Origin of the sequence: Janthinobacterium sp. 13, assembly GCF_002749695.1 — a bacterium.
In the GTDB taxonomy this organism is placed as follows: Bacteria; Pseudomonadota; Gammaproteobacteria; order Burkholderiales; family Burkholderiaceae_D; genus Janthinobacterium; species Janthinobacterium kumbetense.
Genome location: NZ_PEEQ01000001.1, coordinates 941,345 through 964,406, shown reverse-complemented (window position 1 = coordinate 964,406; position 23,062 = coordinate 941,345). Strand labels below are relative to the sequence as shown.

18 protein-coding genes and 4 tRNA genes are annotated in these 23,062 nt (G+C 63.0%); 11 read left to right on the top strand and 11 right to left on the bottom strand.

The features are described 5' to 3' along the window. Positions 1–9: 9 nt before the first annotated feature. The 7 genes from senA to CLU94_RS04025 all read left to right on the top strand — a co-directional run bounded on the left by senA (position 10) and on the right by CLU94_RS04025 (position 7,596). On the top strand, positions 10–1,206 hold the full coding sequence (gene senA, locus CLU94_RS04055; RefSeq protein ID WP_257218665.1) for a selenoneine synthase SenA: 1,197 nt from the start codon (positions 10–12) through the stop codon (positions 1,204–1,206). Positions 1,207–1,246: 40 nt separating this feature from the next. Beyond that, the gene (locus CLU94_RS04050) at positions 1,247–3,193 is read left to right on the top strand and encodes a UvrD-helicase domain-containing protein (RefSeq protein ID WP_099664708.1); all 1,947 of its coding nucleotides are present in this window, start codon (positions 1,247–1,249) and stop codon (positions 3,191–3,193) included. Between the two features lie 94 nt (positions 3,194–3,287). Beyond that, complete coding sequence (locus CLU94_RS04045) at positions 3,288–4,202, top strand: NAD-dependent epimerase/dehydratase family protein (RefSeq protein ID WP_099664707.1); 915 nt, start codon at positions 3,288–3,290, stop codon at positions 4,200–4,202. 382 nt (positions 4,203–4,584) lie between these two features. After that, positions 4,585–4,968: a LiaF transmembrane domain-containing protein gene (locus CLU94_RS04040; RefSeq protein WP_099668154.1), complete on the top strand. Its 384-nt coding sequence runs from the start codon at positions 4,585–4,587 to the stop codon at positions 4,966–4,968. Next, positions 4,958–5,773, top strand: a complete 816-nt coding sequence (locus CLU94_RS04035; protein ID WP_099664706.1) for a LiaI-LiaF-like domain-containing protein — start codon at positions 4,958–4,960, stop codon at positions 5,771–5,773. Before CLU94_RS04040 ends, CLU94_RS04035 begins: the two co-directional genes overlap by 11 nt. A 6-nt stretch (positions 5,774–5,779) precedes the next feature. Then, positions 5,780–6,856: a sensor histidine kinase gene (locus tag CLU94_RS04030; RefSeq protein WP_099664705.1), complete on the top strand. Its 1,077-nt coding sequence runs from the start codon at positions 5,780–5,782 to the stop codon at positions 6,854–6,856. 11 nt (positions 6,857–6,867) lie between these two features. Continuing rightward, the gene (locus CLU94_RS04025) at positions 6,868–7,596 is read left to right on the top strand and encodes a LytR/AlgR family response regulator transcription factor (RefSeq protein ID WP_099664704.1); all 729 of its coding nucleotides are present in this window, start codon (positions 6,868–6,870) and stop codon (positions 7,594–7,596) included. Positions 7,597–7,751: 155 nt separating this feature from the next. On the opposite strand, the gene CLU94_RS04020 is transcribed toward CLU94_RS04025, so the two are convergent. From CLU94_RS04020 to CLU94_RS04010, 3 genes are all read right to left on the bottom strand, one after another. Next, complete coding sequence (locus CLU94_RS04020; protein WP_099664703.1) at positions 7,752–10,019, bottom strand: ATP-dependent DNA helicase; 2,268 nt, start codon at positions 10,017–10,019, stop codon at positions 7,752–7,754. Continuing rightward, a complete protein-coding gene (locus CLU94_RS04015; RefSeq protein ID WP_099664702.1) occupies positions 10,016–11,668 on the bottom strand; it encodes a VRR-NUC domain-containing protein in 1,653 nt (550 codons plus the stop codon). Before CLU94_RS04015 ends, CLU94_RS04020 begins: the two co-directional genes overlap by 4 nt. Before the next feature lie 85 nt (positions 11,669–11,753). Then, positions 11,754–12,458 (bottom strand): SMI1/KNR4 family protein, encoded by a 705-nt coding sequence (locus tag CLU94_RS04010; RefSeq protein WP_099664701.1) that lies wholly within the window; start codon positions 12,456–12,458, stop codon positions 11,754–11,756. Between the two features lie 160 nt (positions 12,459–12,618). On the opposite strand from CLU94_RS04010, the gene CLU94_RS04005 reads away from it, so the two are divergent. Next, positions 12,619–13,836 carry an MFS transporter gene (locus CLU94_RS04005; protein WP_099664700.1) on the top strand — a complete coding sequence of 406 codons (1,218 nt, stop codon included), beginning with the start codon at positions 12,619–12,621 and terminating at the stop codon, positions 13,834–13,836. Further along, the gene (locus CLU94_RS04000; protein WP_099664699.1) at positions 13,833–14,459 is read left to right on the top strand and encodes a helix-turn-helix transcriptional regulator; all 627 of its coding nucleotides are present in this window, start codon (positions 13,833–13,835) and stop codon (positions 14,457–14,459) included. The genes CLU94_RS04005 and CLU94_RS04000 overlap by 4 nt, the downstream gene beginning before the upstream one ends. A 41-nt stretch (positions 14,460–14,500) precedes the next feature. Here CLU94_RS04000 and phaP read toward each other — a convergent pair whose 3' ends face one another. The 4 genes from phaP to CLU94_RS03980 all read right to left on the bottom strand — a co-directional run bounded on the left by phaP (position 14,501) and on the right by CLU94_RS03980 (position 18,222). Next, entirely contained in the window at positions 14,501–15,112 is a 612-nt protein-coding gene (phaP, locus tag CLU94_RS03995; RefSeq protein ID WP_077402186.1) for a TIGR01841 family phasin, read from the bottom strand. Between the two features lie 107 nt (positions 15,113–15,219). Continuing rightward, complete coding sequence (locus CLU94_RS03990) at positions 15,220–15,414, bottom strand: hypothetical protein (RefSeq protein WP_099664698.1); 195 nt, start codon at positions 15,412–15,414, stop codon at positions 15,220–15,222. A 47-nt stretch (positions 15,415–15,461) separates the two neighbouring features. Continuing rightward, positions 15,462–17,702, bottom strand: coding sequence for an ATP-binding protein (locus CLU94_RS03985; protein WP_099664697.1), 2,241 nt, complete (start codon positions 17,700–17,702; stop codon positions 15,462–15,464). Between the two features lie 91 nt (positions 17,703–17,793). Continuing rightward, positions 17,794–18,222: a winged helix-turn-helix transcriptional regulator gene (locus CLU94_RS03980; protein ID WP_099664696.1), complete on the bottom strand. Its 429-nt coding sequence runs from the start codon at positions 18,220–18,222 to the stop codon at positions 17,794–17,796. A 115-nt stretch (positions 18,223–18,337) separates the two neighbouring features. Here CLU94_RS03980 and CLU94_RS03975 point away from each other — a divergent pair, with 115 nt between their 5' ends. Then, positions 18,338–19,189: an SDR family oxidoreductase gene (locus tag CLU94_RS03975; protein WP_099664695.1), complete on the top strand. Its 852-nt coding sequence runs from the start codon at positions 18,338–18,340 to the stop codon at positions 19,187–19,189. 98 nt (positions 19,190–19,287) lie between these two features. Here CLU94_RS03975 and CLU94_RS03970 read toward each other — a convergent pair. The 4 genes from CLU94_RS03970 to CLU94_RS03955 all read right to left on the bottom strand — a co-directional run bounded on the left by CLU94_RS03970 (position 19,288) and on the right by CLU94_RS03955 (position 20,092). Beyond that, positions 19,288–19,372, bottom strand: a tRNA-Leu gene (locus tag CLU94_RS03970). A gap of 67 nt (positions 19,373–19,439) precedes the next feature. Beyond that, positions 19,440–19,524 (bottom strand) — tRNA-Leu (locus tag CLU94_RS03965). Positions 19,525–19,591: 67 nt separating this feature from the next. After that, a tRNA-Leu gene (locus CLU94_RS03960) sits at positions 19,592–19,676 on the bottom strand. A gap of 331 nt (positions 19,677–20,007) precedes the next feature. Next, positions 20,008–20,092: transfer RNA gene (locus CLU94_RS03955), tRNA-Leu, on the bottom strand. A gap of 409 nt (positions 20,093–20,501) precedes the next feature. On the opposite strand from CLU94_RS03955, the gene rnr reads away from it, so the two are divergent. Then, positions 20,502–23,060 (top strand): ribonuclease R, encoded by a 2,559-nt coding sequence (gene rnr, locus CLU94_RS03950; RefSeq protein WP_099664694.1) that lies wholly within the window; start codon positions 20,502–20,504, stop codon positions 23,058–23,060. Positions 23,061–23,062 lie beyond the last annotated feature (2 nt).

The following is a 23,062-nucleotide window of genomic DNA, read 5'->3' as shown; positions in this document are numbered from 1 at the left end:
AATCAGGCCATGACTTTAATCAACGCCTCTTTTCGCCACGCCGGCGCGCAGCAACTGGCCCAGTCGCTGCAGGCCGCGCGCCAGGATACGCTTTCCCTGTTCGACTGTTATGTTACTGCCGGCCTGGACGTGGTGGCCGGCATGCCGCGCCACTCGCGGCTCACGCCGCCCCTCTGGCAACTCGCGCAGATCGCCTGGTTTGCCGAGTGGTTCATCCTGCGCGAAGCCGCTACCAGCCATCCGGCCGACGCCATTTATAACTCCCTGCTGACGCGCGGCGACGACTTGTTCGACGCCAACATGGTGGAGCACCGCGCGCGCTGGAAGCTGGAATTGCCCAGTCCAGGCGCCGTGAAGACGTATTGCCGCGAAGTACTCGACCGGGTGCTGGACAAACTCTCGCGCGAAGCCAATGTCGACAGCGCCCTGGCGCCGTACCGGCTGGCTCTGGCGCATGAAGACTTGTGCGGCGAAGAAATGCTGGCAGGTTTGCAATGGCTGGGCCTGGAAGCACCGGAGTCCCTGTCGGCCAGCCCGGCCTTGCCGCCGGGCGCGGGCGAGATCGCGTTTCCTGGGGGCACCATCGAACTGGGCTCGCCGCGCGGGGCCGGTTTTGCCTTCGACAATGAATCGCCGCCCTACAGTTGCTACGTGGCGCCGTTTTCCATCGATGCCTGCGCCGTATCCAATGCCCAGTATGCCGATTTTGTCGCGGACGGCGGCTACCAGAACCGCCAGTTCTGGAGTGCTGCCGGCAGCGCCTGGCTGATGCAGCAGGAGCGCTCGTCGCCCCTGTACTGGCTGCGCGAAGCGACGCAGTGGCGCACCATGCGTTTCGGCCAGCGCACGACCTTGCCGCCGAACGAAGCCGTGCGCCACATCAACCTGTTTGAAGCGCAGGCGTACTGCGCCTGGGCGGGGCGCCGCCTGGCGACCGAGGCGGAATGGGAGTATGCTGCGCTGTCCGGCCATCCGCGCTTTCACTGGGGCCAGGTGTGGGAGTGGACGGCGACGCCGTTCGAACCGTATCCGGGCTTTGCGGTGGATGCCTGGCGCGAATATTCCGCGCCGTATTTCATTCAGCACCAGGTGCTGCGCGGCGCCGCCTTCGCCACGCCGCCGCGCCTGCATTCGGCCCGCATGCGCGCCTTCCACGCGCCCGAGCGGGGCGACGTCTTTGCCGGCCTGCGCACCTGCGCCTGGTAAGTCCCGGGACAGCCAGCCGCTACCCTTTTCAGGAATTCTTTTGAGTACAGATAACGCCCCGCAGTTCATTCCCAAACGCATCACGCCCACGCCGGAACAGGTCGCCATCCAGACGGCGCAAAAGAAAGTGGTGCTGATCGACGCCAATGCCGGCGCGGCCAAGACGACGACCCTGGCCCTGCGCCTGGCCGAGGCGCTGCACCGGGGGCGCGCGCCCGAACGCATGCTGGCCCTCGTGTTCACCGAGGCGGCGCGCGTGGCCCTGCGCCAGCGCTTGCTGGAAGTGGGCGTGCCGCTGGGCGTCGTCAAGCGCCTGACCATCGACACCTTCGACGCCTTTGCCGCCAAGGTGCTGTTGCAGCTGGAAAACATGCAGGTGGCAGCCATGCGCAGCGATGAAGAGTTGCGCCCGGTTGCCTGGGAAGCACTGGAAGTCGTGTCGGAAAAGTATGCTCACCGTTATCCGCTGGAAATCAATACGACCAACGGGGCGATCGCCGAATTCTTGAAACTGCAATTGCGCACCAAGGCGCGCCTGGATTTCCAGAATCCCGACTTCGAGAGCAATTCCCTGGATGACAACCTGGAGCTGCTGGGCATGTCGCGCACGCATTATCTGTGGCTGCGCGAATACGAAGGCTTGCGCGGCGCCGACACGGGCGATATCCAGTTCCGCGCGCCATTTGACGCCACCTACGACCTCGTGCGCATGCTCGACGGCGACGAGCCGCTGCGCCAGCAATTGCCCGCCTTCCAGATCATCGTCGCCGATGAATTGCACGATTTGAACGAAGCGTCGTTCCGGCTGCTGACCATGCTGATACGCCGCGGCAACGCGTTTTTCTGCGGCGCCGGCGACAAGGACCAGGTCATCTACACGTGGTCGGGCGCCGACCACCGCTTCCTGCGCCAGCGCTTCGAACAGGAGTTCCCGGCCTTGCAGCGCCTGCCGCTGACGGCATCGTACCGCTACGGTCCGCAGCTGGCGCACGCCGTGGGTGTGCTGAAAAACAAGGCCAGCGTCTCGGCCCTGTCGCGCGCCACCCACATCGAGCTGCTCGAGTACGACCATGCGCAGCCGCAAGCGTGCAGCGCCCAGCTGATCGCCGCGCTCGAGCACGCGCATGCGGGCACGACGGCCATCTTGCTGCGCGACCGCGACCAGGCGATCCGCGTGGAAACGGCGCTGTTCCAGAGCGGCATCGCGTATGGCCTGGTGGACATGAACAGCTATCTGCTGAGCCTGGAAGTGCTGATGCTGCGCGGCATGGTCGCCATCGCCCGCAAGGATTTGCACGCGATCAAGAGCGGCCCGCGCCGCGGCGAAATCCTCGAAGCCCTCGTGGCCTTCGCGGAAATCCCGTTTACGCGCACGGAATTGCAGCAAGCCAAGGCCGACGTGGCCAACTATCCCGACTTGCTGGAAGGTTTCTTGACGAACCAGTTGGCCAAGTCGCAGAACCAGGACAAGGCGGCGCTGACCCTGGCCGCCGTCGACTACCTGCGCGCGCTGCCTCCCGACGCCCTGGCGGGCGATGCCTTGCAGCACATCTTTGACTTGATGCAGCTGGAACAGACGGCGCGCCGCATCTATGTCGATCCGGCACAGGCGCGGGTCGTCGCCCGTTCCCTGCACGGTTTCATTGCCGTGTGCCGCGAAGCGGGCGTGGCGCTGGGCGGCTTTGCCGGCTGGCTGGGCGAGATGGAAGAAGCCGTGACGGTCTCGACCGGCAAGGCTAAACTCGTCATCGCCTGCATCGACCAGATCAAGGGCCTCGAATACCACCACGTGATCCTGCCTTACCTGGCCGTCGACGAATTTCCGCGCAGCAAGACCGACCCGCTGGAAGAGGAAAACCGTTTCTATGTGGCCGCCACCCGCGCGCGCGACAGGCTCACCTTGCTGACGCCGCAAGACCCTGCTTACCAGAGCCGCTACATCGCCGCCCTGCAGCTCAAACAGAAGATTGTTGCGCCCAAGTCATAGATCTTTTGCTGAATGCCTGCTTTTTGCGAAAGACGAAAGCGGGCATACTGTACTGGTGTGATTGACAGCAATCTAACCAGACAGGGAGCAAGATATGAAAGTGTTTTTGACAGGCGCAGCGGGTTTTATCGGTAGTTCCATCGCGGCGGGCCTCGTGCGCGCCGGCCATCAGGTCACGGGCCTCGTGCGCAAACCGGAACAGGTGGCCGAACTGGCCAAGATCGGCGTGTTGGGCGTGCAGGGCGAGTTGAATGACCGCGCATTGCTCATCGAGCAGGCGAGGGCGGCGGACGCCGTCATCAACGCGGCCAGCAGCGACCACCGGGGCGCCGTCGAGGCGATTCTCGACGCGCTGGCAGGCAGCAACAAGCCTTTCCTCCATACCAGCGGTTCGTCCATCGTGGGCGACGCCTCGGGCGGCGAGGGCACACAGCAGATCTATTATGAAGACAAGTTGCCGGCGCCCACGGCCGACAAGGCGGCCCGCGTCGCCATCGACGACCTGGTGCTGGCCAGCGCAGGCAAGGGCGTGCGCGCCAGCGTACTGTGCAACACCCTGATCTACGGCCATGGCGCCTTGCCGCGCGACAGCGTGCAACTGCCCCGCCTGCTCAAGCAGGCACGCAAGAGCGGCATCGTGCGCCACGTGGGACCGGGCCGCAACATCTGGTCGAACGTGCATATCGACGACGTCGTCAGCCTGTATTTGCTGGCCCTGGAAAAGTCGCCCGCCGGCACGTTTTACTTTGTCGAATCGGGCGAAGCGGCCTTCCGCGACATGACGGCCGCCATCGCCAAGGCACTGGACCTAGGGCCCGCGCAGGATTGGCCGCTGCCCGAGGCGATAGCCGAATGGGGCTACGAGATGGCTTCCTACGGCCTCGGTTCCAACAGCCGCGTGCGCGGCGAGCGGGCGCGCAAGCTGCTGGGCTGGCAGCCGGAGGGACCGTCCGTGCTGGCATGGATCAAGAACGACATGCTGCACCCGCCGCATGCCAGCACCGTTTGATGCAGCTCAGCAAAACCTCATCAGTGTGCGCTAGCGAACGGTGCTTTGTGGCGATCGGGAGTATGATGGCTTTGCTTGGTTGAGACGCACTGCCGTGAAGTTGGCGGCATGTTCGATCTTCCAGCAGGTCAGCCGGTCGCCTCAAGGATCGGCACCAGATTCTTGCTGCCGGCGCGCTTGCGCCATGCGGCTGTGCACTGCAACTCCAGGTCGCGGTGTGGACTGCGAACCCCTTCAAGGCCGGCTCTAGCCGGTCTTTTTTTTGCCCGTTGTTTCCATCGCCGCGCCATTCACCGCTGTATTTCCGCCATTCGCCTAAGCGCTGTTTTCCCATCCCCGAATTGCGCGTATCTTTACGATCAACCAACTTCAAGGGGTGACCGTGAAACCTGAACCAGCTTATTGCCGCCGTACCCAGCTGCTGTGGGGCGTGCTGCTGATCGCCACCGGCGCCATCATCCTGCTGGACCGGCTCGATATGATCTATCTCCACGATTACTATTCACTATGGCATTATTGGCCGGTGATACTGGTCGTTTTCGGCTTGAACAAGCTGCTCACGCCAGTGTCCGCCAAGCAGGTATTGAGCGGCCTGTGGCTGATCTTCTTCGCCGCCTGGTGGTATGTATCGTATGAAGAACTGTGGAACTTGAGTTTTTATAACAGCTGGCCCGCCTTGCTGATCGCCTGGGGCGTGGGCCTCGTGCTGGAGCCGCTGTTGAACAAACATTTTATTGCCTACCGGGAGTCCGAGCATGAAAAATAAACCGCCGCTGCACTCGCCATCGCAGATCGTGCTGGGCGTCATCGTCATCGGCCTGGGACTGCTGTTCCTGCTCGATAACCTCGGTTTCATCGATGTGCGCTACACCTTCCGTTTCTGGCCCACGGCGCTGATCGTGTTTGGCCTGCTGAAACTGTCGCAAAGCCGCAGCGCGAACGGTTATTTATTGGGTGGCATGCTGGTGCTGCTGGGCGTGGCCTGGACCCTCAAGCACATGGGCATCTTCTACATGAACTGGGACTTGCTGTGGCCCCTGCTGATCATCGGCCTGGGCGTGGCCGTGGTGTCGAAGTCCCTGCCCGGCGCGCAGCAGCGCCAGCGCCGCCGGCGCTTTGCCGCACAACAAGATGGAAGCGCTGCGCCCGACTCGTTCGGCCAGGCCAGGAATGGCGCCGTGTCGCTGGACAAGGATGCCGCCGATGCCACTGCGGCGCCCGGCGCCGGCGGCCAGGCGGACGATGACAGCATCATCGAGGTGACGGCCATCCTCGGCGGCTATGTGCGGCGCGTGTCGTCGCAGCGCTTCAAGGGCGGCGATATCAATGTCATCATGGCCGGCTGCGAAATCGACTTGCGCCAGGCGTCGATCGAAGGCGAAGCCGTGCTCAACGTATTTGCCCTGTGCGGCGGCGTCACCATCAAGATTCCGCCCGACTGGAGCGTCGTGCTGCAGGGCACGCCCATCCTCGGCGGCTTCGAAGAAAAGACCATCGTGCCGCCGAACCAGGCCAAGCGTCTGTATGTGACGGGCTACGCCATCATGGGCGGCCTGGAAATCCGCAACTAGGCGCGCATGTCGGGGCCCTTGTCGAAGCGGCGCGGCGCCGTGGTAGTGTTTTTGGTCTGCATCGCGCTGGGCCTGGCCCTGGCCTTTATTCTGGCCAGGGTGGCGCACGCGCCCTGGCTCAATGCCGTCGTGCTGGTGGTGCCCGCCACGCTCGTGTATGCGATCGGGTCGGGGTTTTCCGCGTTTTACCTGTGCCGCGCCTATCCCTTGCACGTACGCCATCCGCTCGCCATCGCCGGCGTGGTGGGCGTGGCGGCCCTGTTCGCGGGCTTGCTGTGGGCCACCCTGCTGCAATTTCTGAATAGCGTCAGCCTGTTGCTGGAGCTGCGCTGGCTGGGCGTGAACCTGACGCAATCGCTGCTGGCCCTGTTCTTCGGCCTGGGCGTGCTGCTGTATTGCCTCGCTGCCGCAGTGCATTATCTGTTGCTGGAATTCGTGCGCGCCAGGATGGCCGAGCAGCGGGGACTGGAAGCGCAGCTGACGGCGCAGGAAGCGCAATTGCGCATGCTGCGCACGCAAATCGATCCGCATTTCCTGTTCAACAGCTTGAACTCCATCAGCGCCTTGACGTCTATCGATGTGGCGGGCGCGCGCCAGATGACGGTGCAACTGGCCAGTTTCTTTCGCCAGAGCCTGAGCCTGGAAGCGCACAAGCACATCACCGTGGAGCAGGAACTGGTGTTGATCCGCCATTTTCTTGCCATCGAGCACGTGCGTTTTGGCGAACGCCTGCAAGTGGCGGAAAGCATCGACACTGCCGCGCTGGCGTGTCTGCTGCCGCCCATGCTGATACAGCCGCTGGTGGAAAATGCCGTCAAACATGGTATCTGCGGCTTGACGGAGGGCGGCCTGATCGCCATCGAGGCCCGGCGCGCAGGCAGCCTGCTGCAGATCGCCGTGCGCAATCCCGTTGATGCAGATCAAGGGCCTGCCCGCGGCAATGGCGTGGGCCTGGAGAATGTGCGCCAGCGCCTGGCCGGCGCGTATGGCCACGAAGCCAGCGTGCACTGGGGTCGGCGCGACGGCCAGTTCGAAGTGATGATTTCCATGCCGGCGCAGACCGGCGACACGGAGGAAGCATGATGCAGGCAAGAATGCGGGTCGCCATCGTTGACGATGAGCTGCTGGCGCGCAGCGTGTTGCGCGAATACCTGGCGCGCCACGACGATATCGACATCGTGGCCGAGTGCGCCAACGGCTTCGAGGCCGTCAAGGCCATCGCGGAGCTGGAACCGGAACTGGTGTTTCTCGACATCCAGATGCCGCGCCTGGACGGCTTTGAAGTGGCCGAACTGATCGGCGCGAAGACAAAGCTGATCTTTGTCACGGCCTATGACCAGTACGCCTTGAAGGCCTTCGAATGCCATGCGCTGGATTACCTGCTCAAACCGTTCAGCGAACAGCGCTTCGACCAGGCGCTGGCCCATGCGCGCGCCAGCCGCAGCACGCCCGAGACGGTGCTGACGGTGGCGCGCGAAGCGGCCACGCGCGCAGCGCCACTGGACCGCGTGCTGATACGCGACGGCGCCAAGGTCCACGTCATCGCCAGCGCGCGCATCGATTACATCGAGGCGCAAGATGACTACATCAGCATCCGCTCCGAGGGCAAGTCCTACCTGAAAAGCCAGACCTTGGCGGAGCTGGAAACCCAGCTCGACCCCGCCAAGTTCCTGCGCGTGCACCGGTCATACCTGCTCAATATCGACGGCATCCGCCGCATCGAGGCGGCAACGAAAGACAGCCACGTGGCCATCCTGCGCGATGACACGAGGATACCAGTGAGCAAGGCGGGGTATCAGAAGCTGAGGTTACTGGTTGGCTAAGTAATCCTCAGGAAATTATTGTGAAATTATGACGAACAGAACCGGATGTTATGCAAGGCGCCCGGTGCGGCGCAGCGCGAGCACTGCTAGCAGCGGGCAAGCCTCGTCGGCCACCTTGCAGAGCGCCGGTTATGGAAGTCAGAAATCACAATAATTTATTGGGGGGTACTTAGCTGCACATCCCACCACGTGGGCAGCAGCTGGCGGATTTCCGGGCGGGAAAAGCGGTCGTCGATCAGGTAGACGACGCCCTTGTCCGATTGCGTGCGGATGACCCTGCCTGCCGCCTGTACCACCTTTTGCATGCCCGGATACAGATACGTGTAGTCGTAGCCGGCGCCGAAGATGTCGCCCATGCGCTGTCGGATCTGTTCGTTGACGGGATTGATCTGCGGCAAACCGAGGGTGGCGATGAAGGCGCCGATCAGGCGCGCGCCGGGCAAGTCGATGCCTTCGCCGAACGCGCCGCCGAGCACGGCAAAGCCGATGCCGCGCGTGTCCAGGCCGAAACGGCCCAAAAATTGCGAGCGGGCAGCGTCGTCCATGCGGCGCGGCTGTTGCCAGAGTGGCACGTCCGGGTAATGCTGGGCGAACAAGTGGGCCGTCTTTTCCATGTAGTCGAAGCTGCTGAAGAAGGCCAGGTAGTTGCCCGGCGTTTCTGCGTATTGCTTCGCCATCAGCTGGGCGATGGGCAGCAGCGAGGCGGCGCGGTGCTGGTAGCGCGTGGAAATGCTGTCGGCCACGCGCACGGACAATTGCTCCGCCTGGAAAGGCGATTCCACGTCGACCCAGGCCGTGTCGGCCGGCATGCCCAGAGTGTCGCTGTAGTAATTCCACGGACTCAGGGTGGCGGAAAACAGGGCCGTGCTGTGGCTGGCCGCGAAGCGCTCCTTGAGAAACGGTGCCGGGACGATGTTGCGGAGGCAGACGGTGGAACCGGTATCCGTCTTGCTGACGTCGAACAGCGAATGCTCGCCAAAGCTTTCCGCCAGGCGGTTGATCAGCAGCACGTCAAAGTAAAAGCGCTGCAAGTCCTCGTCCAGCGTGGCGGCATGTTCGGCCAGGTAGTCGCCGATGGCCGTGGCCACGCCTTGCAGGGCGCCAAAGAATTTGTCCGGCAACGCCGCATGCACATGGTAATCGCTATCTTGTTCTTTCAATAAGGCCGTCCACTGGCGCGAGAGGCGGTCCAGCGGCTTTTTCAAGCCCTCCGGCGCGAACTTGCGCAGCATTTTCAGGTCGATCTGCGCCAGCTCGGCCGAATACATGCTGCGCGCGCGCGACACCATATTGTGCGCTTCGTCGACCAGCACATTGACTTTCCAGTCGTGGGCCAGGGTCATGCTGTACAGCATCGCGCTGAGGTCGAAGTAATAATTGTAGTCGCCGATGACGACGTCGCTCCAGCGGGCCAGCTCCATGCCCAGGTAATACGGGCAAATACCTTGCTGCAAGGCGATGGCGCGCACGGCTTCCTTGTCCAGGATCAAACCGCTGGCGAGCGCCACCTCGCGCGCCAGCGGCAAGCGGTCGTAAAAACCCTTGGCCAGCGGACACGATTGGCCATGACAGGCTTTGTCAGGATGTTCGCAGGCGCTGCTCTTGGCGCTCAGTTCCAGCACGCGCAGCGGCAGCAGGGGCGCGCTATCCTTGAGGATGGCGCAGGCGTCGAGCGCCATCTGGCGTCCCGGCACCTTGGCGGCGAGGAAAAACAGTTTATCCAGGCTATGCGCAGCCGTCGCCTTCAACATGGGAAACAGGCTGCCCACCGTCTTGCCGATGCCGGTCGGCGCCTGCGCCAGCAAGCCGCAGCCACGGCTGCTGGCCTTGTACATGGCTTCGGCCAGCTGGCGCTGCCCCGGGCGGAAGTTGGCATGGGGAAACGCCATGCTGGTCAGCTGTGCATCGCGGCTGGCGCGGTGCGCCAGTTCCTGCTCGGCCCAGTCGAGGAAGAGGGCGCAATGCTGTTCGAAGAAAAGGCGCAACGCCTCGGCCGTGCACTCCTCGTGCATGACCGTTTCCTTCTGGCTCGCGATATCGAAATACACGAGCGCCACGCGCAGCATGGGCAGGTTCAGCTGCTGGCATAGCAAATGGCCGTAGATGCGCGCCTGCGCCCAGTGCAACTGGCGGTGGTTGGCGGGCATCGTGTCCAGTTCGCCCCGGTAAGTCTTGATTTCTTCCAGCTGGCGCCGCGCCGGGTCGTAGCCGTCGGCGCGGCCCCGCACGTGCAGGGGGCCGAAGTTGCCGGACAGGCTGATTTCGCGCTGGTAATCGTCGTCGCGCCGGCCAGTGACGGTGGCGTGCCCGGCCATGCCTTCCTGCGCCGTGGGGGACGGGGTGAAGCGTAAGTCCAGGTCGCCTGCCTTGGCCGTGAATTCGCACAGGGCGCGCACGGCGATCGTGTACCGCTTGACGCTCATGCGGCCGCCTCCCACTGCAGGTAGCACACGCTGACGGGCATGGCGTGCTCGGCGCAATACGCGATCCAGCGCAGCTGGTTGTCTTGCAGGCGGTCGCCCGGACCCTTGACTTCGATCATGCGGTAGCGCCGTTCGGCCGGCCAGAACTGGATTAAATCGGGAAAGCCGCTGCGGTTGCTTTTGATGTCGAGCAAGATGCGCTCGAACGCCTTCTTCAGATGCGCTGCCGGAATGCAGGCCAGCGCCAGGTCCAGCAAGCCGTCGTCGAGCACGTCCCAGCTGACGAAGGGCGAGACGATGCCGTGCTTGGCGGCAAGCGTGGCGCGGATGGCGGCGTGGTAGCTGCCGTCGTCCAGCTGCGCCAGGCAAGCGGCAAAGTCGCTGCTGCGGCGCAGGTAAAAATCGGCGCTGTGCAAGTCGGCCGGGCCACGGTGGAACGGGTGGAAGAAGGCGCCCGGCATGGCCTTGAAGATGGCGGGCCAGCACAGCAGGCCGAACAGCGAGTTGATCAGGGTGTTTTCCACGTAATACACGGGCGCGTCATCCCGCATCAGGTGTTGCTGCACCACCCCTTCCACGTAGCACGCCTGTTCAGGGCAGGGCAGCAGCAGGTCGATGCGCTCCACGCTTGCCGCCGCGCTGGCCGCCTGCTTCGCATGGCCCAGCTTGCGCCGCAAACGGGGGGCCATGCGCAGCAGCAATTGCTGTTCCGCTTCGCTTTCCGGCGCGGCCAGGGCGATCGTCAGGCGCTCATAGGCTGCTTGCGGCTGCTCATCTTTTTCCAGCACGCGGATGGCGCGGCCACGCGCGCCCGGATAGCGGCAATCGGCGTAGGCGCGGTAGGCGGCCGGCCAGTCCTGGCATTTTTCCAGGTGCTGGGCGATCTGGAAGCGCAGCTTGTCGCGCCGGCTGGCCAGCCAGGTATTGTCCTGCGACAAGGGCAGAGCAGCCAGTTCCTGCAGCACTTCGTCGGCCGGTGCGCTGTCGTTGTAGCGTTCGCGGCACTGGTGCAGCACTTCATAGTGCTCGATATCCTGGCGCGTGCGAAAACCGCGCGAAGCGGGCGAGAATTCCACTTTTTCATATTGGTACACGCCCAGGTCGGACAGCACGAATTCCGACCAGTCCTGGTGATAGTTGCCAAAGTAAATCAGGCGTAAACGGTCGCACAGGGCTTGCAGGCCGAGGCGGTACAGCACGTCGCCGGAGGCGGGATGCCAGGCGGAAAACGGCTTCTCATTCACATGCTGTTCGCGCAAGGTGTCCAATTGTTCCGCCTTGCGCGCCGCCTTCAGGGGCGCGGCGAGGTCGAAGGCCTGGGCGATTTCCGCTTTCAGCAGCAGGTCGAACAGCTCGTCTAGAGAAATGACCGGATCGGCTGCCACCCAGCCGGTGGCCAGCAGGGGCAGGGCGGCCGCGCGCGTGTCGCCGATTTCCGGGTAATTGAGCTTGCTTGCGCGAAACAAGCAACCCTTGCGCATGACGAGGCGCACGAACAGGGCGCGCGACGGCTGCGGCAGTGCGCCGAATGCGGCGATGAACTGCGTTTCCTCAACACTCAGCAGATCGGCGTAACGCGCGCTGATCCAGTTCAGCACGTCCTGGAAATTATCCAGATAGTACAGGGGATTTTCCAGGACTCTCAACATGGGGGCAATAGGGCAAGGTGATCGGTTTTACTGTGTTTATATACAGTTTAAACCTTCAGCCGCCGCTTGCCCAGCGATTTTATGTTCAGCCAGCCGTGCCATAGGCAAAACAGCTGTCGAACTTTTCGTAGGGAATCAGTTCCGCGCGCAAGCCGGCCAGTTCGATATCGCTCAGCAAGCCCCGGTGCGCTTCCTTGCGTCCCTTCGGCAACAGCACGTCATAATCGATGATGTCCCTGGCCAGCAAGGCTTGCAGCACTTCGGCCTGGCGCGCCGTCAGGTAGCGTGCATGCGTGCCCAGGGTGTTTGCCAGTTGTTCCTTGAATTCATCATCGCTAACGTCGTTGTACGTATCCTGGTCGGCCATGCTGTTCAACAACATGTGAAACAGGAAATCCTGCAGGTTCTTTGCCAGGTATTGGGCTTCATCCTGGTCATGCCACAGCAGCACGATGGGCATGTCGCCGTCTTGCTGGCCGGACGCGAAGAAGCAGTAGTGGTCGCCCGCGCCCGTTTGCGCGAACGGGATGACGCGGAAGGCGGGATCGATCTGCCGGTAATCGTCGGGATCGGCCAGTTCTTCCATGGCTGCCGCTGCGGCTTTGACGCTCAGCAACTCGAAATCGTCCGCATGCAGCAGCAGGGTGGGCCGCTCGGTCAAGGTGGGATAGACCAGCTTGTACCAGTCGGGGCCGTATTCACCCACGGCCAGCATGCCGTCGCGGTCCAGCTGCCGGTACAGCGCAGGATAAGTGAAGCCGTGTTGCTGTTCAATTTCTGCCAGTGTCATGTTTTCCCTGTTCAACGTGAGTCATGCGGCAATGATAGCCGAGGCGATGGCGCGCACGGCTGGCCCCACGGCGACAATGATGCGCATAATTAATAAACATTTTAGTTTACTTATTTGGCGTGCTCACGTAGTCTGGCCAGACCATCTCCATCGAGCCCGCATGAAAAACATCATCCTGATTTCCGCCGCCTGTTTGCTGGCGTTGCTGTCGACCATCGGCGCCTCCCTGCCGTACCCGATCCTGCCGCCCCTGTTCGCGGCCGAGGCGCCGAATGCTTTTAACAATTTCCTCGGCTTGCCATCGAAACTGCTGTTCGGCCTGGCGCTGACCATCAACCCGCTGGGCTTGCTGATCGGCTCGGCCTTGCTGGGGCCGCTGTCGGACCGCTATGGCCGCCGCCCCTTGCTGATGCGCACGGCCGTGGGCGCCGCCATCGGCCACGCCTTCACGGCCTGGGCGCTGGTGATCCAGTCCTACCCCCTGTTCATCGTCGCCCGTTTCATCACCGGTTTGCTGGAAGGTAACGGCGCCGTGGCGCGCGCCATGCTGGCCGACCAGCTGACGGGGCCGCTGCGCCTGCGCGCCATGTCCTGGCTGAATGGCGCGTTTTACCTGGGCTGGCTGGTGGGTCCCATCCTGGCGGGCGCTACCCTGCATTGGGGCGTGACGGTGCCGTTCTGGATCGCCGCCGCCGCCCTGATGCTCGTTGCCGTGCTGGTGGCCGCGGGCTTGCCGCGCGAAACGCCCTCGTTATTGACGACGTCGTGGTGGCAAGTGGCGCGCGACCGCCATTCGCTCAATTTGCTGCGCCATGACGAGCTGCGCACCCTGTTCATCGTGCAGCTGGCGCTGACTTGCGGCGTGGCCAGCTTTTACGAGTTCTATCCGCTGTGGCTGGTCGAGACGGCCAATTACCATGCGCAAGAGATTGCCTGGGTGAATGTGGGCCTGTGCGGCACGATGACCATCACTTCACTGCTGGCGGGCGGTCCCAGCCGCCATGCGCCCTTGCTGCGCGCCAGCTGGTATGCGTGCGGCGTGGCGCTGGCCGTCGGGATATTGGCACTGGGCAATATCTGGGTGGGCATCGCCGCCATCGTGCTGTTCGGCATTCCGAATGCGTTGTACAACACGGTGATCCAGGGCTGGTGCGCCGAGCGCTTCAGCGCGCACGGGCAGGGCGCCGTGATGGGCTTGCTGGCCACCACCTTTTGTATCGCCAACATCGTCGTCGCCCTCAGCGGCTCCGTGCTGACCCTGATCGATACGCGGCTGATCCTCGTCACGGGCGCCTGTTCTGCTGCCTGGGCCGCGTGGCGCATGGCCGCCTGGCGCCGCCAGCTGGCCGGCGCCGTCGATGCCGAGGCCGTGGCATGAATACGTCCGAGCAGACGCTGTTCTTGCTGAAGATGCGCGGGCCGCAGACGGCGCAGCAGCTGGCGGCCTTGCTCGATATCACCTCCATGGGCGCGCGGCGCCAGCTGGAAGCGGCGCAGGAAAAGGGCCTGGTGGCTTGCGGGGACGTGGCCGACAAGGTGGGGCGCCCGTCGCGGCGCTGGCAGCTGACGCCAGCGGGCCACGCGCGCTTTCCCGACCGCCATGCCGACCTGACCCTGGAATTGATCGCGCAAGTGAAAACCCTGTTCGGCGACGAGGGGCTGGATAGACTGATCGGCGCGCGCGAGCGCAGCAGCGAAGCCGCCTACGGCAAGCTGGTCGACCCTGGGCTTGATCTGGCGCAACGGGTGGACAGCCTGGCGCGGGCGCGCGATGGCGAAGGTTATATGGCCCATGCGGAACCGCAGGACGATGGCAGTGTCCTGCTGGTGGAAAACCATTGCCCGATCTGTGCGGCCGCCAAGGCGTGCCAGAATTTCTGCCGCGCCGAGCTGGCCATCTTTCAGCGGGTATTGGGGGACGATTGCACGGTGGAACGCAGCGAATATCTGCTGGAAGGGGGACGGCGCTGCGTGTACAGGATCATGCCTATCGGGACCTGAGGAATCAGGCCCCGATAGGTGTGTACGGACTTCTTGTCAAATTACTTCTTGGCAGCCTTCGGCTTGGCGGCAGGCGCCGCCTTTTCAGCCGCGGCGGTGGCGCCGCCCGTCGCCTTTTCCGTGGCCTGCGCCACTTGCGCGCTGGCCTTGGCGATCTGCTCTTCCACCGTTTTCACGGCCTGTTTCGTGGCCTTGGTCACTTGTTCGTAGCCGAGGAAGGCGTTGTCGATGGCGGCCTTGACGATGGCGACGGCGTTTTCCGAGCCTGGCGGCACGTTTTTCGTCACGTCGTAGATCAGGGCGCTCAAATTGCTTTTCGCTTCGGCCACATGGGCTTCGGCGGCCGTCGTGAATTCCGTGTGGATTTCCTTGATGATGTCGTCGAGTTGCTGTTTATACGCTTTCGCGCCGGCCACGCCCGGTTGCAGCTGGGCGGCGGCGGCGGCCATGGCGGCCTTCGGATCCTTGGCCTGGCTGATTTCCTTGCTGGCGGCTAGGCCATCCTCGATGCCGGACTTGGCGGTGGCCATGTTCAGCGCCAAGACCTGTTCCACGCCTTGCACGGCCTTGGAGGTGAGGGTGTTGAAGGTCATCAGCTGGAATTCAAACAGGGCCTTGGTGGCCGTTGCGAATTGTTCGGGATTCGTAAACATGTGGTCTCCTCGGTTTGAATAGATACGTTCTTATCGTTCCATACTCTTTCGACGCCGCATTGCCATCGCTTGCTCTCAAGCCGGTGCCCCGTGTGGTCATGGCCCCATTATTTAACAAGCGCCGGTTTTTCGCAACGGCTATCTTTGTACGGTCCCGAGGCCAGTTCCCAGCCAAATCCCAGGGTCGATTGGGCGCACGACAGGGTGCCGTCGATCTTGCTGCGCCATTTGTACCAGGGGGCAGGTCCGGCCATTGCGCCAGCGCAAACTGCCAGCAGGGCAGTGGCGATAAGGTATTTCATGGGTGCTCCGAAAGAAATGCTTGCTGGCATTGTAGCGCGCCTGCCCGTCAGGGGGCGGGCGCTTGCGGCGCGGCGGCGGGCAGCTGCAGGGTGAAGGTGGTGCCGCTGCCGTCGCCGGTGCTGCTGGCAACATAGATATGGCCGCCCAGCACGCCCGTGACGATGTTGTGCGCCACATGCAGGCCCAGGCCCGAACCGCCGGAACCGAGCTTGGTCGTGAAGAAGGGGTCGTAGACATGCACGAGGTCATCGGCGGCGATGCCCACGCCCGTGTCGGCGATGGACAGGGTGATCGTCTGCCCGTCGTCGCTGCCGCGCGCGGCGATGGCGATGGTGCCGCCGCTGCGGCCCTCGAAGGCGTGGCGCAGGCAGTTTTCCAGCAGGTTGCTCAGGACCTGGCCCAGCGGACCCGGATAGCTGTCCATGGCCAGGCCATCGGGCACGTCCTGCGTCAGGCTCAGGCCGGCGGCCTTGAGCGGCGTCGACATGGGCAGCATCAGTTCGGCGATGAACTGGCGCAGCAGGAAGTGGCGGCGCTGCGAGCTGGCGCGGTCGACGGCGATCTGCTTGAAGCTCGACACGAGGTCGGCGGCGCGCTGCAGGTTGCGCAGCATGATGGCGTCCGCCTCGCTGGCCTGGGTCAGGTAGGCGCCCAGTTCGGAGCGGCGCAAGCCGTCGAGGAAGCTGGCCTGGATTTCGCGCGTGCGCTCGGCCATGGTGGTGGCCACCACCAGGCCGTTGCCGATCGGCGTATTGAGTTCGTGCGCGATGCCGGCCACCAGCGCGCCCAGCGCGGCCAGCTTGTCGCGGCGCACCAGTTCTTCTTGCGTGATGGACAGATTTTCCAGCGCGGCGGCCAATTCGAGGTTCATCTGCTCCGAGTGTTCCTTGGCCTGCGTCAAGGCGGCCGTGCGTTCGGCCACCAGCTCTTCCAGGTGGGCGCGGTGGCGCTGCAGCTCGCGTTCGTGGCGCATGCGGCCAATCGCGATGCCGGCCAGGTCGGTGGCCGTGTCGATCAGCTCCAGGTCGCGCGCGTCGGGCTGGCGCACTTCGCGGTAGTACATGGCGAAGGAACCGAGCACGGTGCCATCCTGGCCGAAGATGGGGCGCGACCAGCAGGCGCGCAAGCCGAATGGCGCCGCCAGCTCGCGGTAGGGCGCCCACAGCGGATCGCGCATGATGTCGGTGACGACCACCGGTTCGCGCAGGAACATGGCCGTGCCGCAGGAACCCACGCCGGGGCCGATGGCCACGCCTTCGAGCAGGGCCATGTACTCGGCCGGCAGGCTGGGGCCGGCCGCGCTATGCATGTGGATGCCGTCGTCGTCGAGCAGCATGATGGAGCAGAGCACGCCGCGCGACTGGCCTTCGATCAGCAGCAGCAAGTGGTTCAGGGTGGGGATCAGCGGCGCGCCCTTGGCGACCATTTCCAGCAGGGCGCTCTGGCCCGAGCGCATCGCTTCGGCGAGGTTGCGTTCGGTCAAGTCGATGATGCGCGCATGCACCAGCTGGCGGCCGGGCACGGACAGGCGCATCAGGCGGATTTCGCAGGCGATCGGGTGGCTGTCGCGGTGGCAGCAGCTGGCGCGGAAGACGACGATCTTGCCTTGCAAGGTATCGCGGATCTTTTCTTCCAGCAGTTGCGGCGAGGCGCGGCCATCGCCCTGGTGCCTGGGGAACAGCGGCTCCATGCCGCCTTGCAGCAGCTCGGCCAGCGGCATGCCGAACAATTCTTCGGCCAGGTGGTTGGCGTCGATCAGCAGGCGGTTGTCGATATCGAACAGCAGCACGGCGTCGGGCGAACCGGCCAGGATGGAGTGGTAATTGACTTCCAGCGTTTGCGGATGCAGGGGGCGCGGCGGCGTGGCGGCACGCGGCGCGGGCGCCTCGGCCTTGTGCAGCGCCAGTTCCATGAGGATTTTTTCCGCCACGTCGCGCGCATTGAAGGGCATCTTGATGTAGTCGGAAGCGCCGGCGCCCACGCTGCGGCCTTGCTCTTCGGCGCTGGGGGTGGCCGACATCAGCAGCAGGGGCACGCCGTGGCGTCCGCCCGCATTGCGCAGGCGCATGCAGGTGGCGCCGATATTCGTGCCCGCCAGGGCCGCGTCGAGCAGGATCAGGTCCGTGCCGCCGGCCGCCAGTTCCACGCCTTCGTCGATATCGCCCGCCAGTCCCGTGCCCAGGTTATGCCGGTCCAGCACATACAGCAGTTCGCGCACATCGTTCGGCGAATTGCTGACCAGCAGCACATTGGCCCGGTCAGTGATGGAAGAAATCAACTGGTTCATGGTGTCGCGCCCTTACGCGTTTCATGGGCCTAGTATTACATCAAGGCAAGTAGGAGTAAACGATAATTCTTGATGACCAAAAGCAACCTGTTCAAGCCGCATTTAGCGCTGCTGGTGCCGCTTCCAGGTCGGCGCGCGCCTGTTCGATACGCGGATAATTATCCTCGATCCAGTCGACCAGCACGGCCAGGCGTTCGGCCGCCTCGCGTCCCAGCGGCGTGAGGCTGTATTCCACCTTGGGCGGGATCACCAGGTAGGCCTGGCGCAGCACGAAGCCGTCGCCCGCCAGCGCTTCCAGGGTTTGCGCCAGCATTTTTTCGCTGACGCCGCCCACTTCGCGGCGCAGTTCGCTGAAGCGCCGCGTGCCGCTCAGCAGCAGTACCAGCACCAGCACGGCCCAGCGGCTGGTCAGGTGGCTGAGCACGGCGCGCGACGGGCAGGCGGCCGCCAGCAGGTGCGCGCCCTGGTTCTGGCGGGCGAGGGCGGCGCGCAGGCTGGCGCCGGGAGTGTCTGTGGACATGATAGTTGGCCTCGTTAATGAGATTTTATTTATACTTACCAAAAGGTACGTACTTACAATAAGTAAGTAATAGTCCTATTATAGGGTTTTACCACCCACGTACCAAGGAGAAATCATGATCGTCATCACCGGCGCCACAGGCAACCTGGGCCAGCACGTCATTGCCAGCCTGCTCAAATCCGTCCCTGCAGCCAACATCATCGCCGCCGTGCGCAACCCGGCCAAGGCCGCCAGCCTGGCTGCACTGGGCGTGCAAGTGCGCCAGGCCGATTACAACGATGGCGCCAGCCTCGATGCGGCGTTCAAGGGTGCAACGAAAATCCTGCTGATCTCGTCGAGCGAAGTGGGCCAGCGCGCGCAGCAGCACCAGAACGTCATCGATGCGGCCAGGCGCGCCGGCGTGGCCCTGCTGGCCTATACCAGCGTCTTGCGCGCCGACACGTCGCCGCTGGGCCTGGCCGCCGAGCACGTCGTCACGGAAGCGGCCATCCGCGCATCCGGCCTGCCATACACTTTCCTGCGCAACGGCTGGTACCTGGAAAACCATACGGAGCACCTGGCGCCCGTGCTCGAGCATGGCGTCGTGCTGGGCGCGGCGCAAAACGGGCGTTTTTCGTCGGCCGCGCGCGCCGACTATGCGGCGGCCGCCGCTGCCGTGCTGACGGCGACCCAGCCGCAAGCCATCTATGAACTGGCGGGCGACCAAGGCTTTACCCTGGCGGAATATGCGGCCGAAGTGGCGCGCCAGTCGGGCAAGGCGATCGCGTACAAGGATATGCCGCAGGCGGACTTCAAGGCGGCGCTGGTGGGCGTGGGCGTGCCGGAAGGCTTTGCCGACTTGCTGGCCGATTCCGATGCGGGCGCGGCCAAGGGCGGCCTGGAAGACCATGGCAAGCAATTGAGCGCGCTGATTGGCCGTCCGACGACGAGCCTGCATGACGCCGTGAAGGCGGCGCTGGCCAAATAAGGGGAGGGTGCCGCAGGGATGCGGCATTCTAAAATCATTCTGGAATGAAAAAAGCCGCAAACTAGTGAAAGTTTGCGGCTTTTTTGCGAATTAGGTAATGGTGCCCACGAAGGGACTCGAACCCCTACACCCGAAGGCACATGGACCTGAACCATGCGCGTCTACCAATTCCGCCACGTGGGCACTGATGCTGCTACTGCTATATCTCACTACTGTACTGCGGACTACAACGAAAACGACTCGTTGCTGGTGGTGCCCACGAAGGGACTCGAACCCCTACACCCGAAGGCACATGGACCTGAACCATGCGCGTCTACCAATTCCGCCACGTGGGCATTGTGCTGCTTTTACTGCTATCGACTACTTTACTGCGGATCACAACAATGAACAACTTGTTGCTGGTGGTGCCCACGAAGGGACTCGAACCCCTACACCCGAAGGCACATGGACCTGAACCATGCGCGTCTACCAATTCCGCCACGTGGGCATTGTTACTGCTTGCTGCTTGTCGCTGCATGTTCTGCAGCGAGGACAAAATCATAAGGGCTGGCGCGCATTCGGTCAATCAACATTTTGCACTTTTCTGCAAGAAACATGTTTTTTCGCCTGAAAAGGGCTTTTCCCTATGAAAAAAGGCTGAATCTGCCTCTTTTTTCAGCGTTTTTGATGACGGATGGCATTCGCTGGAGTGCGGGGAGTGAATGTCATCGCCTGGCAGGTGCGTGGCGATTGCGGGGAGGGGGAAATGGGTTTTCGTTTCGGAAATGAAAAAAGCCGCAAACTCGTGAAAGTTTGCGGCTTTTTTGCGAATTAGGTAATGGTGCCCACGAAGGGACTCGAACCCCTACACCCGAAGGCACATGGACCTGAACCATGCGCGTCTACCAATTCCGCCACGTGGGCACTGATGCTGCTGTGACTTATTACTTTTACTGCTCGAGTACTTGTTGAAAAATAACTTCACAACAATTCTGCTATTATAGCGACTTGAAGAGTTTTGCGCCAGATGAGCTTTCGCTCCATACTGCACATCAACCCTGTACCGCTTTCCTGTAGCTGCATTCCCGTGAAGGTTTGTCGCTGCAAGAGACCGAGATTATAGAGCAATATTTGCCGAAGTCAAATGCATTGCGCAGCTTTTCTCCTTTTTTTCATCGGCGGGGCACTTGTTCGGTTTCCGCTACGCTGTCCGTTAGGCAAACCAAGGCGTCCTCCGGTACACTACCGGACATCACCGTGTCAATATTGACGGTGATGTCATCGGTCTTTGTCTTCCGTTTGATCACTGTCAATAACAACTATAGAAATACTTTTGAGCCAAAATACCCACACCATCCCCAGCCGGGAGGACATTCTCGGCATATTCCGCAGCGTCAGCGCGCCTCTCGACCCGCAGTCTCTCGGGAAAACGCTGCAAGTGCATGCCGATTCCATGGATGTCCTGGTCCGTCGCCTGAAGGCGATGGAGCGCGACGGCCAGCTCAAGTCTGACGCCAGCGGTGTTTTCAGCCTGGCCGACCAGAGCGCGCTTGTCGCCGGTCGCGTCACCAGCCACCGCGACGGCTTCGGCTTTGTCATTCCCGACGACGCCAGCGCCGACCTGTTCCTGCCTGAGAAAGAAATGCAGAAAGTACTGCATGGCGACAAGGTCATGGCCCGCATCGTCGGCACGGACCGCCGCGGTCGTCCGGAAGGCACGATCGTCGAAGTCACCTACCGCGCCAATACCCACGTCATCGGCCGCCTGATCCAGGAAAACGGTACCTGGGTCGTGGCGCCGGAAGACCAGCGCATCGGCCAGGACATTTTGGTCACCGGTTCGGTGGGCAAGGCGAAAGCGGGCCAGATCGTCAGCGTCGAGCTGACCGAGCAACCGATGCGCTTCAAGCAGCCGGTCGGCAAGATCGTCGAAGTGCTCGGTGCGCTTGACGATCCCGGCATGGAAATCGAGATTGCCGTGCGTAAATTCAACGTGCCGCACGTCTTTTCCGCCGCCGCCCTCAAACAAGCTGAAAAGCTGCCATTCGAAGTGCGCGCCGCCGACCTGAAAGACCGCGTCGACCTGCGCGACGTGCCTTTGGTAACCATCGATGGCGAGGATGCGCGCGATTTCGACGATGCCGTGTATTGCGAACCCGTCAAGATCGGCCGCGCCAACTGCTTCCGCCTGATCGTGGCGATTGCCGACGTCAGCCATTACGTGAAACCGAACGACGCGCTCGATATCGACGCGTTGGAGCGCAGCACGTCCGTCTACTTCCCGCGCCGCGTCATCCCGATGCTGCCGGAAAAGCTGTCGAATGGCCTGTGCTCGCTGAACCCGGCCGTCGACCGCCTGACCCTCGTCTGCGACGCCGTCGTCAGCGACAAGGGCGAGTTGAAGGCGTACCAGTTCTATCCTGCCGTCATCCATTCGGCCGCGCGCCTGACCTACGACGAAGTCGCTGCCGTGCTGGGCAATACCAAGGGACCCGAAGCGGCACGCCGCGCGGACATCCTGCCGCACCTGCAGAACCTGGAAGCCGTCTACCGCGCCTTGCTGAAAGCACGCACGGAGCGGGGCGCCATCGATTTCGAGACGACGGAAACGTATATCGTCTGCAATAGCGCGGGCAAGATCGAAAAGATCATCCCCCGCACGCGCAACGAAGCGCACAAGATCATCGAAGAGTGCATGCTGGCGGCCAACGTTTGCGCGGCCGATTTGTTGCTGCGCAACAAGCATCCAGGCACCTACCGCATCCATGCCAGCCCGACCAAGGAAAAGCTCACGCAAGTGCGCACCTTCCTCAAGCAGGTGGGCCTGAACCTGACGGGCGGCGACACGCCATCGGCATCCGATTACCAGACCCTGATGCAGCAGATCAAGGCGCGTCCCGATGCGGCCCTGCTGCAAACGATGCTGCTGCGCTCGATGCAGCAAGCCGTCTACAGCCCGGACAATATCGGCCACTTCGGCCTGGCCTACGAGGCGTATGCCCACTTCACCAGCCCGATCCGCCGCTATCCCGACCTGCTGACGCACCGCGCCATCAAGGCCATTCTGCAAGGCAAGAAATACGAGCCGAAGCTGTCCGAAAAGACCGTGCTGAACACGAACGTGTCGAACGCCACGCGCAAGCAGCAGGCGAAGGACAAGGCCGACGGCAAGCCGAAGAAGACGGACCTGACCATCTGGGACGCGCTGGGCGTGCATTGCTCGGCCAACGAGCGCCGCGCCGACGAAGCGTCGCGCGACGTGGAAGCTTGGCTGAAGTGCTACTTCATGCAGGACAAGCTGGGCGAAGAGTTCACCGGCACCATCACGGGCGTGACCACGTTTGGCGTGTTCGTGCAACTCGATACCCTGTTTGTCGAAGGCCTGGTGCACGTCACCGAGCTGGGCACCGATTACTTCCAGTACGACGATGCGCGCCATGAATTGCGTGGCGAGCGCACGGGCAAGCGTTATCAATTGACCGACCGTCTGACGGTGCAAGTGGCGCGTGTCGACCTGGAAACGCGCAAGATCGACCTGCGCCTGGTCACCGATGCGGAACTGGCGGGCGAAGAAGCGCCAGCCAAGCCGAACGGCAGCGGCAAGCGCAAGGGCGAAAAGAAATCGATGGTCAAGCCCGGTCCAGCGACCGAGCAGCGCCATGAGATCAAAACCAGCGTCAACAACGGTGGCAAACCCGGCAATGGTTCCGGCGGCCGTGCCAACGGCGCCAAGGCGCAAGCCAAGCCTGCAGCCAAGGCAGCCCCGAAGGCGGCGGCGCCCAAGGCCGCCGCGCCGAAACGCAGCAAGAAACCAGCCGCGGCACCCGCTGCGGCGGCACCACGAGCAGCAAAAACTGTATCTGTATCAAAAACAAGCAAGAAGAAACGATAAAT